A 15,607-nucleotide genomic window follows, 5' to 3' on the forward strand; every position below is an offset into this window, starting at 1 on the left:
AAAACGAGACATAACCAAGTTTGTTCAGGCCCTTACGGAACAGGGCTCCGCTTCGTCTTCTTCCGAATCGCTTCAATCTCGGCCTGCATACTGGCCACCATCGCCCCATTCTCCCCGCTCAGGTTGCGCTTCTCCCCGATGTCCGTCGAGAGGTTATACAGTTGCGGGGTATGCTGAAAACCGCCTTCAACGCCTTTATTGGCCATAAAATCGGGCAGACGTTTTTCTTTGGGGAATGGCTCAATGTACTTCCAGTCGCCTTTCCGCAGCGAGGTCGTGTACGATTCTTCCAGCAGCCAGGTTCGGCCGGGTTTGGTGTGGTCCAGAAGGGTCGTGAGCAAGTTTTGGCTGTCGATAGCCTCATTGTCGGCCAGCGGTTGCCCGACCAAAGCCGCAAACGAAGCATACAAATCTACCTGACTGATCAGGGCCTTGCTGGTGCCGGGCTTCACTTTTCCAGGCCACCAGAGAACGGTGGGCACGCGGGTGCCGGCCTCGTAAGCGCTGTATTTACCTCCCCGCATCGGCCCGCCCGGTTTGTGAGCACCCAGCAGTTCCATCGCCTGATCGTCGTACCCATCGCTGATAACCGGCCCATTGTCGCTCGTGAAAATAACGAGGGTATTCTCGGCTAACCCCAACTTTTTCAGTTCGGCCATTACCTCGCCCGTCATCCAGTCCATCTGCGCAATGGCATCACCCCGTGGTCCCATGCTGCTTTTCCCCTTGAAACGTGGATTGGGCAAACGCGGCACGTGAATGTCGTGGAAGGAAAAGAACAGGAAGAACGGCTTGTCTTTTTCGGCCCGGATAAACCGTTTGGCCTTGTCGGTCAGCACATCGGGAAACTCCTCATCGACCCAGAGGGCCGATTTGCCGCCTTTCATGTAGCCAATGCGGCTGATGCCGTTGATGATCGAATTGCTATGCTGTTTGTCGGCTCCCTGCCGGAGCAGGTTGGGGCTGTCGAGGCCGTTGGCATACCCGTCGAGTTTCTTCTCATAATTGACCACAATGGGGTCATTCTTATCGGCATTGACCACCCGGTGGTTTTCGACGTACACCGTCGGGACCCGGTCGCCGGTGGCGGGCAGCAGAAAACTGTAATCGAAGCCGATTTCGCGCGGACCGGGCTTTATATCCCCGTTCCAGTCGATGGAGCCATTGCCCAAACCCAGATGCCATTTACCGACTACGCCCGTTCGGTAACCAGCCTTTTGCAACATACCCGGCAGGGTGTAGCTACCCGGCTGAATGAGCAGCGGTGCATCGCCCTGCAAAATAGCCGCGTTGTTGCGGAAGGCGTGTTGGCCGGTCAGTACGGAATAGCGCGAGGGCGTACAGGTGGCCGAGGTCGTATGGGCATCGGTAAACACGATGCCCTCCTTTGCCAGCCGGTCTACCTCCGGCGTTTTTACCCCGATTGCCCCGTTGTACCCAACGTCACCATAGCCCAGATCGTCGACATAGAAGATGACGATGTTCGGGTTTCGTGCGGTGTTTTGCTCGTCCGTTTGCCGCATATTTCCGGTGGGCATCAGGCAGGAATTGACGGATAGCAACGCTATAAGGGAAACAAGCCCCCAGCGAAATGACAGTGATTTGGGGTAATAAAGCGGCATGAATAAACAGGTTTGGATCAGACGTATTACGAAAAGCAAGTTACCAGCCACGGAGTCGTTTGCAGGGGTCTTTTCGGTCAAAAGGGGGTATGGGACGTTCAAAATCTGATGAAACCACTGGTCCACTCACTAAAAGAAATGATTTTCATAATACATTGGTATATAGCTTAAATGGCCATTCTTAACATTACCACTAAACCCCAGATTAGCATGATTAAACTTTTTATAATTCTTCTGGCATTCGGGATGAGTGTCACGGTATATGGTCAAGGTAATTATGTTGCCAACTCAACTACTACGTTAGGTCCAGGTACATATAATACCCTGGTAGGGCCGGGTGCGGGTGGCTCTGGTTATCTCACAGGCGAAAAGAATACAGCTGTTGGTTACTATGCCGGTTATCCCCTTACAACGGGCAAATGGAATGTGTTTGTGGGTGTAGACGCGGGCCGGTTCGTGACAACAGCTTCAGAAAACACGATGATTGGCTATGAGGCCGGTTCGAGTACTATAACGGGGAGCTATAACATCATGATTGGTCGCGGAGCCGGTCGGAGCAATGTTTCCGGACAGCGCAATCTATTTTTAGGTTATATGGCTGGTTATAACAGTTCAGCAACGTTCAATCACTTTATTGGCTATCAGGCTGGCTTTTACAATACAACGGGGAACAGTAATTTTTTTGAAGGCTATCAGGCGGGCTTTTATAATACAACGGGGAACAATAACCATTTTGTTGGATATCTGGCGGGTTTTCTCAATACATCCGGGAAAAATAATCACGCCAGTGGATTCCAGGCTGGGGCTGGCAATACGACGGGGAATAACAACTATTTTAGTGGCTACCAGGCTGGTTACTCCAATACTTCAGGGTCCCACAATTACATAAGCGGCTATACGGCGGGCTTTTCCAACAGCGGAGGGTCGTTCAATATCATGATTGGCGACAGTGCCGGTTACAGGAGTAACTCTTCTGACAACGTACTAATCGGCTCCAAAGCTGGCGTCTATAATCAGACTGGTTCGCAGAATACGATGCTGGGCACACAGGCTGGCCTTTTCACCAACGCCACGGGCAACCTGTTTCTGGGGTATCGGTCGGGCTACGCGAACACGTCTGGTCAGCTTAATACCTTGCTGGGCTACCAAGCCGATGTGCAGCTGGCCAACCTAACCAATGCAGCCGCCATCGGTGCCAACGCCAAAGTATCGGTCAGCAATGCCATTGTACTGGGCGACACGATCCAGAATACGAAGGTTGGTATTGGGACTACCTATCCGCAGTTTCCGCTTGATGTCAGAGGGATCATCAATATTCGGGGCAATGGAACGCTTAAGTTTAGTCATCTTACTAACCCATCGTACCAAAATGGCCTGACTGATCAGGTGCTGACGGTGGACGCAACCGGCGAAACTGTATTGGCCAGAATATCCAAAATAGATGAGGTGTTGCTGCGGCTTGAGGAACTCGAACGCGAGAACCGAGAACTACGGAAGCGACTGGAGCATCTGGAGCGGGGAGGTACGTTGGTTGCTGGTAAAGAGTAACTTCACGCGAACCGGCTGCCCTTTCAGCTCACCGAAACACCGGAGCGGCCGAAAACAGGGCATCGAAGTTGGCCGGAGCGCTCTCCCGAATATTCTGGATTTGAAACATCTCGTGAACCTGAATCGGAAAACCACGTAGCCAATGGTCTACGCCCGATCGCATCTGTGGTGTGGGGGCCATTGGCATCATGAGCGACAAATCGGACAAGCGCAGCGGGATTTGTGGCGTAGTCCACCAGTACATACCACTGGCATCACCATCCAGCACATATTTACGGCTGAGGTATTTACCCTGATACATATCAGTTGCCTTAATATGTTTTTTGTCGAAATCGCGCCGAGCCTGCCGACTGCCCCAAAACGCCATCTCCGATTGTGGTTGACCCACCTGTCGTAATTCGGCCTGTTGCCGTTGCATTTCTTCCCGCGTCTGTTGGCCCGCCTTCAACTGTTTTTCAACCATGGGAAGGGTTTTCCGTAATTCAGCACGTCGGTCGGCGGGGGTACTGGGGTCGTTCAGTTCGGCACGCGCTTTTACAAGTGCCTCCTGCATAGCGGCCTCCTGCCTAGGTATAGTTTCTTCGAGTTGTTGCCCCATAAAACCCAACCAGTCTTTGGGGAAGGTCTGGGTTCGGATACCATCTTCATCCTTAATTACGGCGGTTGTGATGGGGCTACTCCGGCGGGTAAACAGCTTCGTCCAGGCTTCAGGGCCTCGGTACACCGCCACCGAGCTATCCCCCTTAAAATACAGGTTTAGCACGGTTCGGTTAGCCTGTTTACCAACCACCATGTCCATTGTCCAGCCGGGCTTGCAGGCAGCCGGCGGGTCTTCGAGCACACCAACAGCATACCATGCCCGTTTTACGGCTTCGGTTGTTGGGCTACACTCGCCGTAAAGTTGCCCCGCAGCCTCGATGGTTTCGCGGCATAAGTCTTCATAACCCGAACGGGGCCCAAGGCGGGGAAGTGCCGCCATCAGAACCCGCGCTACCGTATTGTAAGCCATTGTCGGAAATACATCGTATGAGTGTTTCAGGGCATTTTGCCCTTTCCCACCTTTGATGAGCAAATAGAACCATTTGTTGCCGACGCCTGAATTGGAATGCACGTTACCGTCGTCCTGAGGCACATTGGTTGGTTTCCAGGGCTGTTCAAGATAGGTATCGGGGTGCCCCTTGGCGGGTGGGTTGGCCATATCCCGAAACCCACCCGTCGTAATCTCTTCATCCACGAGCCAGTTGCCACCAATCGCCTGATGTTCAATGCAGACCCCAAACATATCGGCCAGCGATTCATCGAGAGCGCCCGATTCTCCCTGGAAAACAAGCCCGGCCGCGTGCTCGGTCACAGCATGGGTAAACTCATGCCCCACGGTGTGCAAATTGGCAAAGGGCTTGCCCTTCACCATGCCAAAGTAAAACTTACCTTCATCCGATTGCCAGTAGGCATTGGCTTCTGTACACGACTCGGCCATAATGGGCGTGCCCTGATTATCGTAACTGTTCATTCCCAGGCCTTTGAAGTATCGGGCAGCCTGCCGGAAGCCGAACAGGGCATCAAAATCGCCCCGGTTGCGCAGGGCCGCTTCCTGCAAAGTGGTGTCGTGCGAAAAAACCGGTTGGGCGTCCCTACTGGTAATCAGAACGGTGGGCGACTCGGTGCTATCCACCAGAAAAATACCCGGATGACGGCCATTTTTGCCCCGCGTGACGCCCACCACTCGTTTGCTGTGGTGAAATGTTTGCACAGTTGCCTTGTATGAGACAGGTTCGTTGCTATACCGACAAGTTCGCCGGAGGTTTTCCTGTGCTACCAATGTCCCGGTCTGTGCATTCAGGTAATAGCGTCGGCTGCTGGTCGAGGTCTTGACGGTAAATGGCTGACACAGAATTGGAGACTGACGACCCGGTACGAGATCAGGATGAACCCACATCAGGGGCAACGGCTCTGCATAGGGCAGCGCCGATTTGAGGTTAGAAGTTGCCGGAGTACGGAGAGTTAGCTCAGGCAGTTGGGTAACCTGCCGGAGTGCCATGAGCAGCGAGCCCGGCGCTTTAGGATTCGGAGTGGCTGTTTTCGGGTCAAATAGGTCGCCATTGGCACGAATGACATGACCGTTGGTATCCAATGAAACACTGTACTGCCCCAGCCGGACAACGTATCCATTGTGCAGTTGCTCGTAGCGTCGGGTTTGGGTTTTGCCCGTGCCGTATCGTCCGGTTTCGCGGAGCGTCACGCTGAATTTTTTCTGCATAAAGGCCACAAACTCATCCGGGGTCAGTTTGCGCTGCGCATATACCCGAAACGCTATCGGAACGGCTGAATATCGGCCGGGCGTAGGGTCATACAGTACGGCTACCTTGCCCGAATCAGGGCGCATTGGCCTAATACTCAACGAGGTCAGTACAGAATCGTCAGCCGAATTGTCTGCTGTTAGTTCCTCATTTGCATTACCCTTTTTTTTCGGTTGTTGCAGTTGGGCCCGAAGTTGCCGTACGGCGTCTGCTTTAGCCTGTTGTAGTTCCCGAATTTGGGCGGGGGAAGCGCCATTTTTTCGGGCTTCGGCAATTTGTTCGTCGAACAGCCGGGCAATGTTATCCGGGTCGAGTGCTTTCCCGATCTCAGCCTGAAACAGTCGGGTCGATTCTTCAACTTCGGCTTTCTGCGCTGGGGTTAGCTGCTGTCCCTGTACGGCCCCAAGGCACACTACACACAACAGCGCCTGCAAAATGAGCGTGTACATCATCGCTTCGGCGTACAAAAACTATTTTTCCAACTTTGTCAATACCAACGACGACTGTTTCTGCCCTTTCTCGTTCACCTGCTCCGACTTCACTACACCGATCCCTCTGGCCAGGTATTCAGTTCCTTTCAGGGTTCGATTCCCCATCAGGCGCATGTTGAGCGTGTAGGTTATCTTGACGCAGTCAAACTTACCCGCTGGTGTATCGATGGTTTCCATACCTACTACCTGCCGATCCACTATATTGGCCGTGAGCGTCATCAAAGTCATACCGCTTTCCAGGCTCGATTTTACGGTTACGCTGGCGTCTTTGAGTTTATCGCCCACATTCAGGTTGGCAGGGTACGCCAACTGATCGCCGGTAACATCCATGCGTAGGTTAGCTGCCTTCGGAATCATGTCGGAGCTGATATTTCGGACATCGGTGAAATAGTTACCACTAACGCACTTACCAAACGACTCACCTTTGGCGAGTAATTTCCCCGAAGGATCGTAGGTTTCATTGGCAAAAACAAGCGACACACCTCCGTTAACTGGCTTATAGTCAACTATCTGGTATTTCAGAATAGCCGCTGGCTTATCCTTTTTATCAAAACTGGTTAGTTCGAGTTTAAGCCCTTTCTGGAAGGCAAAATACCCGGTACATTCCTGAGCTCGAACGGCTGTGGTCAGTAACAACAAAATGAGCAATGCATGTATCTTTTTCATGGGCTGAATCGTGCGAAAGTCTACAGGGTTATAGTTTAAGGAACTCGACCCGCCGGTTGTTGGCTTTGCCTTCGGGCGTGGTGTTCGGGCCTACCGGTTGGCTTTCCCCTTTACCATCGGTATACAGGCGGGCGGCCTCAATCCCAAACTCAATCGTTAGCGCGGCTTTCACCGATGCGGCCCGCCTTTTTGAAAGCGCCACATTACCGGCATCATCACCGTCGGAGTCGGTATGACCTACGATTTTGACCCGCACACCGGGGTTTTCTTTCAGCACCGTGCCGATATCTTTCAGCACCCCATACGACTCTGGCCGGATCTTGTCTGAATTCACATCGAAGAGTATGCCCGTTGTGCTGAATTTCCCTTCGGTGATGAGTTTGGACCGGGTATCGGGGGCACCTACGGCTATCTTCAGATTTCGGACGAGCAAGGTATTTTCGCCGTAGAAATTATGGAATAACGCGAGCATATACGGTTTCTGGTCGACAAAGAAGCGGGGGATGTCGGCCACTTTTTCTTCGTTGACATATACCCGGAGCCTTCCTTTTTGCCGCCAAAGTGATAACCGTGCCACAGCCACCTTCTCTGAATCCCAATTGCGAATATCCAGTGTATTTTCAAGCAACATTGTACTATAATCGTCGGGTTTTGTCACAATGATTTTCACATTGGGGCAGCCTCCCGAATGAATGGTCACATAAGCGCCGGCCCCAAAATGATAGTCCATTGCCGTTGCTTTGTCGGTGTAGAATTTCAGCCCAAACCCGTCGTTACTGCACCCTGTTTCGCCGAGCACTGCCACATCAAACTCGACGGTGGTATTATCCGGGATTGACTTGATATTTTCCGGAATAATGGTGCCATTTTTGGTTATTCCCAGCCATTTGCCTGTCTGCCCGTCGAGGGTCATCACCTCACCGCTGGTGTTACTGTTAAAGTTTTCGGGAAAGTCGCCAATCGATACCCGCTCGAAATCATCAAAGTACAGTACCTTTTCGCCCGGCACAAAGTCGAACTTACTGTAGGCTTTCAGACTTCGGGGTTCATCGGCCTGAGTTTGAGCTGTACCCAAACCCCGACCTGAGACTGGCGCGGTCTCCGGGCGCTGCGAACCCGTGCGGTCTTGGCTGGGGGCACCCGCCGAGTCGTTAGTATCATTGGCCGGCTTTGGGGGTGTTGCAGGCCTTTTCTCTTTCTTTTTGAAGATGTTACCAATGCCCTCCTCCACTTTATCGAGCCCCCGGTTTATACCCCCATCAATGCGCCCGTTGACGCGCCCTTCTACTCCACGTTCAACGGTTTGTTTGGGGTCGTTGACACGGACCTGCGCCCGCGCTACCGACAGGCTAAACGTACACAAAAGGGAGAGCCCGACTATTCCGATCTGGTTCATAATGCGCTGATTTATGCGTTACTGAGGCTGCACAAATATGAATGCTCCAAAAAGTAAGTAGACTCACCAGTTAACCATATTGCGGTTTGAGTGTGCACTATGTCAGTTTGAGTAAACAGATACGCCGGGAGGTCCCTTGCAACGGCTGTACACTCAAACAGCCCAACGGTTTACCCAAACCCAATGCCGATGGGGTAAACCGTCGGCTGGGAACCCATTTTTTGTAGTATTGTGCATAAAGGCATCGATATTGTGGTTATGCTACGTTGGCTACTCCTTCTTCTTTTACTGCTACCCAGATCAGCCGTGGCCCATCCGCTTCTACCCAAATCGGATACCTTGTTGCTGAGTGAACTGGTACAGGGACACACGTACCTCCATCACCAGGCCCGCTTAAGCATCACCAATCGGCGGGCCACCTGGGCATCCGTCTACCGTCAAGCCACGTACACCCAGATACGAACTGACATCCAAACCTCAGCCCAACAGGCTTACTGGCTGCAGCAATGGCTCAGAAACGATTCGGATACCGCTCGCACGTCCTATATCTACACAGGCATTAATCAGACGGTTACCCTCTACCTGCTTCAACCCGACGGTCATTTGATCGATTCTCTGCAGTGCGGTTCAATGGTGCCTCGCGCTCGGTGGGCGTACCTCAGCGACGATCAGTTCATCCCGGTGCGTACGCAGGCGGGGCAGACGGTCCTTATGCTCATTCGGGTTGCCAACCGACCCGGCTTGTTACCGGCTATTACGCACTCCGACAGTCCGCGGCCGTCGGTAAAGCTGCGGTTCGAGACCGAGCTGTTTCATGCACAACGACTGATGCAGCAATATGGGCGCAACCTGCCCGAACTCCAGTACCGATCGTGGGTGCAGGGAGGACTACTGTTTTTTCTTTTGTTTGTGGTGCTGATATACGCCCAATACCGGCAAGCGCTGTACGGGTATTATGCGCTGTATGTGTTGGCAGGCTGTGTGTATTCGTTGCTGAAAACCCGTACCTATACCCCCGTGGGGCAGTTGCTGGCCAACTTTCCGTTGTTTCGGTTTCACGCTCTCGAACTGATCCTGTGGGCCGGCTGGGGAGCTTATACCCTATTTCTGGTCGAACTATTGAACTTACGAATCAGCCACCCCAGCACCGCCCGGCGGCTAGTCAACTGGGGGCGCTTTGCCGTAGGGTACAGCCTGTTATCCGGGACGGTACTGATGCTTACCAACGATGGCGGTCTGTACTTACTCAACTATTGGGCTTGCCGGTTCGTATTCGTAACCATCCATGTGGTTGTGCTGGTCTGGCTATTGCGGTACGTACCCTCCGTGTTAACCCGCTATGTGGTGCTGGGCAATGCAATACTTACGGGCATTGGTATTCTGGCATCGCTCCGGGCGAGTGAACTGATCTTGAAAAATACCTCATTGCCGGGCTTCGTGGATAATCTGCTCATGCTACCCCTGGGCGTGCTGCTCGAAATCATTGTGTTTGCGCTCGCGCTGGCGCATCGCATTCGGTTGGTCGACCGGGAGCGGCAGGCGAGTCAGCAGGCATATGTCGAGGAGATTGAGCAACGAACCGCTTACGAAAAACGATTGGCTGAAGTAGAAATGTTGGCGCTCCGGAGCCAGATGAACCCCCATTTCTTGTTCAACAGCCTCAACACGATCGAGTATTTTGTGCTGAAAGGCGACGAGATCAATGCCACCCGGTATCTGTCAAGTTTCTCGCGGCTATTGCGACTTATTCTGAATCATTCCAACGAAGAAACCGTCCGGCTTTCGGAAGACCTCACCGGCCTGAATTTATACCTGGAGCTGGAAAGTAGCCGCTTTGATGAAAACTTCCGGTACACCCTTGAGGTGGATGCCGCAATCGACCCCGAGGATGTTGTTATTCCGCCCCTTTTGCTACAGCCCTTCGTCGAAAACGCCATCTGGCATGGCCTTCAACACAGCCACCGGCCCGATAAGCGGCTTTGGGTACGGGTACTACTCGACGCGGACGAGCGAATACAATTTGAAATTGAAGACAACGGCATTGGGCGGGCCGAAGCGGGCCTGCTCCAGGGCCGTTCCTCCACCCGACGTACCTCGCTTGGCATGAGCATCACCCAACAGCGCATTGACCTGTTCAATCGTAATTATCCAAGTCAGCTCAACGTTCAACTGATCGATTTACTGGCCGATGGGCAGTCCGGCACACTTGTCCGTATCACGTTACAACCCCGCTCGACCGTATCGCATCCATCTACTTTATACCGACATACCCCATGAAAGCCATTTTAATTGACGATGAGAAACGGGCTACAGAACTGCTCGAAATGAAACTCAGCAAATTGAACATGGATGTGCAGGTGGTTGCCCGGTTCAATCAACCCGAAGCTGCCCTTGAATATATTCGGCATACTGCTTTCGATGTTCTTTTTCTGGACATTGAGATGCCTCGCATGAATGGTTTCGATCTGCTTGAACAGGTTGGGCAATTTCACTTCGATGTCATTTTTACCACAGCATACGATCAGTACGCAATTCGGGCATTTCGGTTTAGTGCCCTCAACTATCTTCTCAAGCCCATTCAGGAAACCGAGCTTCGTGAAGCCATTACCCAGTGGCAACAACGGAAATTAAGAATGTTACAACCGAGCCAATACGCTCTTTTTCAAGAATATATACAAAACAACTCTTCCACGACCCGTACACGAATTGCACTGCCCACGCATGATGGGCATGAGATTGTAGAGGTAGCCGACATTGTTCGGTGCGCGGCCGATGCGAGCTACACCCATTTTTATATGCAAAACGGGGCTACCTGGCTTATTTGCCGAACACTCAAGGAAGTGAGTTTGGCACTCGAGCCCAGCGGGTTCGTCCGGGTGCACCACTCCCACCTGGTTAATCCCGCCTTTGTCCGAAAAATTGTGCGTCAGGAAGGCGGCTACCTGCTTATGTCCGACGATGCCCAGGTGCCTGTGACCAAACAAAAACGCGACCTTCTGCTCGAACAACTTACCAGTATCGATCGTCTGTAATAACCCACCCAATATATGTTACCAGACATAGTATTTTGAGCGCAAAGGGCCCTGTACAGTGGCTAAATCGCCCCCATCTATCCCTCTATTCTGGCTTAAAGGTATACTTTTTGTTCTTTGTGTTTTGGATAAAAAAAGTTCTTTATACTTTTACGAAAGATAAATTTTTATCCTGACCAATATGCTGACCCATGAACACCTGATTCGCTTCTTACGGGCTAAACCAGCTATCAACCTCTCGCAGATTGAGAAAGAAGCCGGCATACCCGCCAAAACCCTCCATAAAGCTCTCACCAATCAGAAAGATGTTCCGGCCAAGCACCTTTCGGCGCTCGACGAAGTACTGCGACAGTACGGCTATACGGACAGTCTGTTTGACAAAGCCACCGTTATTTCAATTGTCAACCACAAGGGGGGAGTGGGTAAAACCACCACAACTATAAATGTAGGCAAAGCACTTAGTCTACTTGGCAACCGGGTTTTATTGGTTGATATGGATTCGCAGGGGAACCTGTCGCAGTGTTATGGGGTACACGAGCCCGACGAGCAGGTTATTGATGCGTTGCTGGGCCCCTCTCCCCTACCCTTAGTCGAAATTACGGAGAACTTATACCTCGCGCCTTCGGACATCCGCATGGCGTACAAAGAGTCAGAACTGGCCAACGCTATTGGCGCCGACCGGCGGTTGACCGTAAAGCTGGAAGAGGCCCGCTCGTATTTTGATTACATCCTGATCGACTGCCCGCCCAGCCTGGGTATCTGCACAACGTGCTCCCTGGTGGCCTCCAATTACTGCGTGGTGCCGATTCAGCCAGAGGCTTCGGCGTATCATGGCGTGGAGAGTTTATTTAACCGCATTGCCGAAGTCCGTACGTACATCAACCCCAACCTGACCGTTAAGGGCATTGTGTTTACGATGGTGTATAAAAACCAGAGTGTACACAAAAGCATGATGACACACATCCGGGACTCGTACCGTAACTTCAATATTTACGATACCGTGGTTGAAGTGTCAACAGTTATCAAGCAATCGCAGGTAGCAAAAGAGGACCTTTTCACGTACTCACCCAAGTCCACGTCCTGGCAGCAGTATAATCAACTGGCCACCGAAATCATGACCCTGTAAGATGGCAAAGAAAGATTTTATGAGCCTGATGAAGGAGAAAACGGTGGATGTACGCCCCTCCCTCCTATCGGCCGAAGAAAATATCAAAAGCCAGCTGGTTGTTCTCGACGAGTTGCGCAATCTGATTCCCCCGCTGACCGATGATGAACTGGCGCAGCTGGAACAGAATATTCTGAAACATGGAGTAAAAGACCCGCTCACCATCTGGGAAACAACCCAGGCTAAAGCCGGCTTAGGAACGAGTGAAAGTCCTGCTTTTGTACTGGTCGACGGGCACAATCGGCATCAGATCGTGCGAAAGCATGGGCGTGACTTTCGCATCAATCTGGTTCATTTTGATTCGCTGGTCGAGGTCAAAGATTACATGATCGACTATCAGTTGGGTCGGCGTAACCTTACGGCCGAGCAAGCCTCGTATCTGCGCGGCATGCGGTACAATCAGCAAAAGACACGCCGGGGGAGCAACCTGCGTGCCGATGCTCCGGCGGTCAACATTGCCGAAGTGCTGGCATCGGAGTACGGTGTCAGCAGCCGTACCATCCGGCGCGATGGCGAGTTTGCTTCGACCCTCGAACAGCTCGACCCCGACCTGAAACGGGATGTCCTGGCGGGCAAACTTTCAAAAACTGCGGCACAAAAGCTGGCCACTCAATCTGGCAAGGCTGAACAAACATCGGATGCTAATACACGTTCAACTGCGCCAACTACAGATAAATCGGCCAGGCGCATAGAGACACTTGAAGGGCAGATCAGAAAATTAACCGAGAAAAGCCTGGATACGCAAAGCTGTATCAAACTGATTCAGAAAGCCAACGAGTTGTTAGGATTGCTGGGAACGAAGTAGCTAGCGTCGAAAAAGAAAGCGCATGCTTTAGCCCTATGGCTGAAGCATGCGCTTTCTTTTTCGACGCTGGTGATATTGACGGTTGAACACAGTTATTCTCCGGTTTGGCGGTGGAAGCACAAATACCTACCATCTTGTGTATTAACCATTTAAGCGTTGCGCACGAGTATGAAGAAAGCTAAAAGACGTTTTACTAAACTAAGGAAACCGTTAGTTGGCTTCTTATCTTTTTTGGGTCCTGGTAGTCTACTGTAGTCGTTTTAGATAGCTGATACTTCTTATCCGTTATGCGATTAACGTTTTATTTACTTTCGTTGGTTTTCTATACAGCCCATCAAGGGGCCTCGTTCAACCAATCGCCGGTTCAGCAAGTAGCAGCTGGCCATATACCTATGGTCGTGGCCGATGACAGAGGTACATTTCATGCCGTGTTTGGCCGACATGATACCATCTTTTATGCCACCGCAAAAAGCGAACATTCATCGTTAAGTGAACCCGTCGTGGTGGGGGTGTTACCTGAACTGGTTGCTGGAGCCAAACGTGGGCCCCAGATAACCACAACGGATAAATCTATAGTTATCACTGCCGTCAACCGTACCGGAAACCTATTTGCCTTCTCACTCAAACGAAACACGAAGAATTGGTCGACAGCGTTTAAAATCAATGATGTAGCCGACGTAGCCAAAGAGGGTTTTCACGCTATTGCAGGCACTTCAGGTAACACCGTATATGCCACCTGGCTAGACCTTCGTACCGATAAGCGTAACAAACTGGTCGGGGCTACTTCTCACGATGGTGGACTTACCTGGTCAGAAAATAAGCTGATTTACCAGTCGCCAAGCGGTACTATCTGTGAGTGCTGCAAAGTATCCATCGCTGCGCGTCAGAAGCAGGTTTACATTCAGTTCCGTAACTGGCTCGATGGCTCTCGCGACCTCTATATAACTCAGTCGACGGATGCCGGCAAGACCTTCAGCCCACCTCAAAAACTTGGACAGGGCACATGGAAATTAAATGCCTGCCCCATGGATGGAGGAACCGTTGCGCTCGATAATTTCGGGCAGCCGGTCACCGTGTGGCGACGTGAGAACACACTCTACCTGTGTAAGCCACAGGAGCAGGAGGTAGCCGTTGGAACCGGGCGAAATGTTATCATGGCTACTGGCCTATCCCACCAGGTGATTGGGTGGGACGAGCAAAACACAATATGGGTTAAAGTGAATAATCAACTTCCAGTAAAAATCGGGACGGGACAGTTACCAAGTATAGCCGTTGCTAAAAATGTGGCCTTTTGTGTCTGGGAAACTAATGGGCAGATTAATGCCAGAAAAATAAGCTTATAGGTAAACATGCATAACTAAACTGATTAGCTTAAAGCGGCCGCCCGGCTGTACCACACCTAAGTCGGTGCATTTGGCGATTTTCTCAACACCAAAGGCTTTTTTATCGGGCCCGTACTCGCATGGGGCGTTACACTCAACGATCTGGTCGGCGGCTTGCTGCTGGTACTCGGGTACGCCCGTAAGTGGCTTAGTGCCGGATTCATTATCGTCCTGATTACGGGCAACCTGTTGGTGCACCTACCCAATGGTTGGCTTGTAGTAGGGCATCAACAGGGAGGGATCGAATACAATGTCTTGCTTATTGTTTGCTTTTTGCTGGTGGCTTCCGCTAAAGGTTAGTGTCTCTGACTGTGCTATGAGTACCTACAAAGACAGCGGAAATAATAGCTTTTCCTGATTCATCGTTTTTTTTCCTTAGGTTATCACCTTTAGGTTGATGGGCAGGGCGTGTCGCTACAGTTTTGTCAAAAAACACAAACGCACATGCAGCACACAACCCAACTTAAACAGGAAGTCCGCTGGCTCAAACGATACGTCCTGATATCGAGCCTTCTCTTCGCCCTTACCCTCTTCTCCGCTTACCGGCACATACAGGTTCAGCGCTTTGAGGTGATTGAAGCCGAGCGTATCAACATCGTTGAGAAAGACGGGACGGTGAAAATGATTCTGACTAACAAAGATCGGTTCCCCACCGGCGACGAACGGATCAACAACCGACCCACCAATAAAACACGGACCAAACGACCGGGGATGCTCTTTTTTAACGACGAGGGTATTGAAGCGGGCGGCTTTATCTTTGACGGAAAGAAAAACGCGGACGGGCATGCGGGCGGCATGTCGCTCACCTTTGACCGCTACGATGGCGATCAGGTCATGCAGATGCTCAGCACCGATCAGATGGTGAAAGGTAAACGCTACACCCAGCACGGGCTGGCCTTCAACGATTACCCTAATGATACGCTCACTCAGCGGGGCTTCAGCTACCATGTTGATCAGCTTATGGCCGAGAAAGACCCCGCCAAACGCAAGGCGATGGAAGCCAGTATGCGCCAGCAGGGCATGTTTAGCGTACCCCGTATCTATCTGGGTCGTACCGGCGATGCTAACAACGGCCTCTATCTGTTCGATAAAGCAGGAATGCCCCGCGCCATGCTTTACGTAGACAAACAAAATCAGGCTAAACTCGAATTCTTCGATGACAAAGGCAACGTCGTTGATTCATGGCCAAAACAAAAATAATCG

At 51.6% G+C, this 15,607-nt stretch carries 11 protein-coding genes and 1 pseudogene; 8 read left to right on the top strand and 4 right to left on the bottom strand.

Going from position 1 to position 15,607, the window contains the following annotated elements; translation table 11 throughout:
• Nucleotides 1–32 precede the first annotated feature (32 nt).
• Nucleotides 33–1,622: a sulfatase family protein gene (locus RUDLU_RS0125030; RefSeq protein ID WP_245581720.1), complete on the bottom strand. Its 1,590-nt coding sequence runs from the start codon at nt 1,620–1,622 to the stop codon at nt 33–35.
• A gap of 210 nt (nt 1,623–1,832) precedes the next feature.
• Between RUDLU_RS0125030 and RUDLU_RS28240 the strand changes: the two genes are divergently transcribed.
• Entirely contained in the window at nt 1,833–3,170 is a 1,338-nt protein-coding gene (locus tag RUDLU_RS28240; protein WP_157580453.1) for a hypothetical protein, read from the top strand.
• A 28-nt stretch (nt 3,171–3,198) separates the two neighbouring features.
• Here RUDLU_RS28240 and RUDLU_RS29010 read toward each other — a convergent pair whose 3' ends face one another.
• The 3 genes from RUDLU_RS29010 to RUDLU_RS0125055 are packed head-to-tail and all read right to left on the bottom strand — an operon-like array spanning nt 3,199 to nt 8,020.
• Nucleotides 3,199–5,934 (bottom strand): M4 family metallopeptidase, encoded by a 2,736-nt coding sequence (locus tag RUDLU_RS29010; protein WP_019991198.1) that lies wholly within the window; start codon nt 5,932–5,934, stop codon nt 3,199–3,201.
• A 3-nt stretch (nt 5,935–5,937) separates the two neighbouring features.
• Complete coding sequence (locus tag RUDLU_RS0125050) at nt 5,938–6,624, bottom strand: TapB family protein (protein WP_019991199.1); 687 nt, start codon at nt 6,622–6,624, stop codon at nt 5,938–5,940.
• Nucleotides 6,625–6,652: 28 nt separating this feature from the next.
• Nucleotides 6,653–8,020, bottom strand: coding sequence for an OmpA family protein (locus RUDLU_RS0125055; protein ID WP_027303362.1), 1,368 nt, complete (start codon nt 8,018–8,020; stop codon nt 6,653–6,655).
• Between the two features lie 306 nt (nt 8,021–8,326).
• Between RUDLU_RS0125055 and RUDLU_RS0125060 the strand changes: the two genes are divergently transcribed.
• From RUDLU_RS0125060 to RUDLU_RS0125090, 7 genes and pseudogenes are all read left to right on the top strand, one after another.
• Nucleotides 8,327–10,297, top strand: coding sequence for a sensor histidine kinase (locus RUDLU_RS0125060; protein ID WP_245581721.1), 1,971 nt, complete (start codon nt 8,327–8,329; stop codon nt 10,295–10,297).
• Nucleotides 10,294–11,052, top strand: a complete 759-nt coding sequence (locus RUDLU_RS0125065; RefSeq protein ID WP_019991202.1) for a LytR/AlgR family response regulator transcription factor — start codon at nt 10,294–10,296, stop codon at nt 11,050–11,052. Before RUDLU_RS0125060 ends, RUDLU_RS0125065 begins: the two co-directional genes overlap by 4 nt.
• A gap of 181 nt (nt 11,053–11,233) precedes the next feature.
• Nucleotides 11,234–12,178 (top strand): ParA family protein, encoded by a 945-nt coding sequence (locus tag RUDLU_RS0125070; protein WP_019991203.1) that lies wholly within the window; start codon nt 11,234–11,236, stop codon nt 12,176–12,178.
• A gap of 1 nt (nt 12,179) precedes the next feature.
• The gene (locus tag RUDLU_RS0125075; RefSeq protein ID WP_019991204.1) at nt 12,180–13,022 is read left to right on the top strand and encodes a ParB N-terminal domain-containing protein; all 843 of its coding nucleotides are present in this window, start codon (nt 12,180–12,182) and stop codon (nt 13,020–13,022) included.
• A 287-nt stretch (nt 13,023–13,309) separates the two neighbouring features.
• Nucleotides 13,310–14,365, top strand: a complete 1,056-nt coding sequence (locus RUDLU_RS0125080) for a sialidase family protein (protein ID WP_027303364.1) — start codon at nt 13,310–13,312, stop codon at nt 14,363–14,365.
• 90 nt (nt 14,366–14,455) lie between these two features.
• Nucleotides 14,456–14,704 (top strand): annotated as a pseudogene (locus tag RUDLU_RS29865) (DoxX family protein); the annotation flags it as partial.
• A 144-nt stretch (nt 14,705–14,848) separates the two neighbouring features.
• Entirely contained in the window at nt 14,849–15,604 is a 756-nt protein-coding gene (locus RUDLU_RS0125090; RefSeq protein ID WP_019991207.1) for a hypothetical protein, read from the top strand.
• The last annotated feature ends 3 nt before the right edge of the window (nt 15,605–15,607 follow it).

The organism is Rudanella lutea DSM 19387 (genome assembly GCF_000383955.1).
Taxonomy (GTDB): domain Bacteria; phylum Bacteroidota; class Bacteroidia; order Cytophagales; family Spirosomataceae; genus Rudanella; species Rudanella lutea.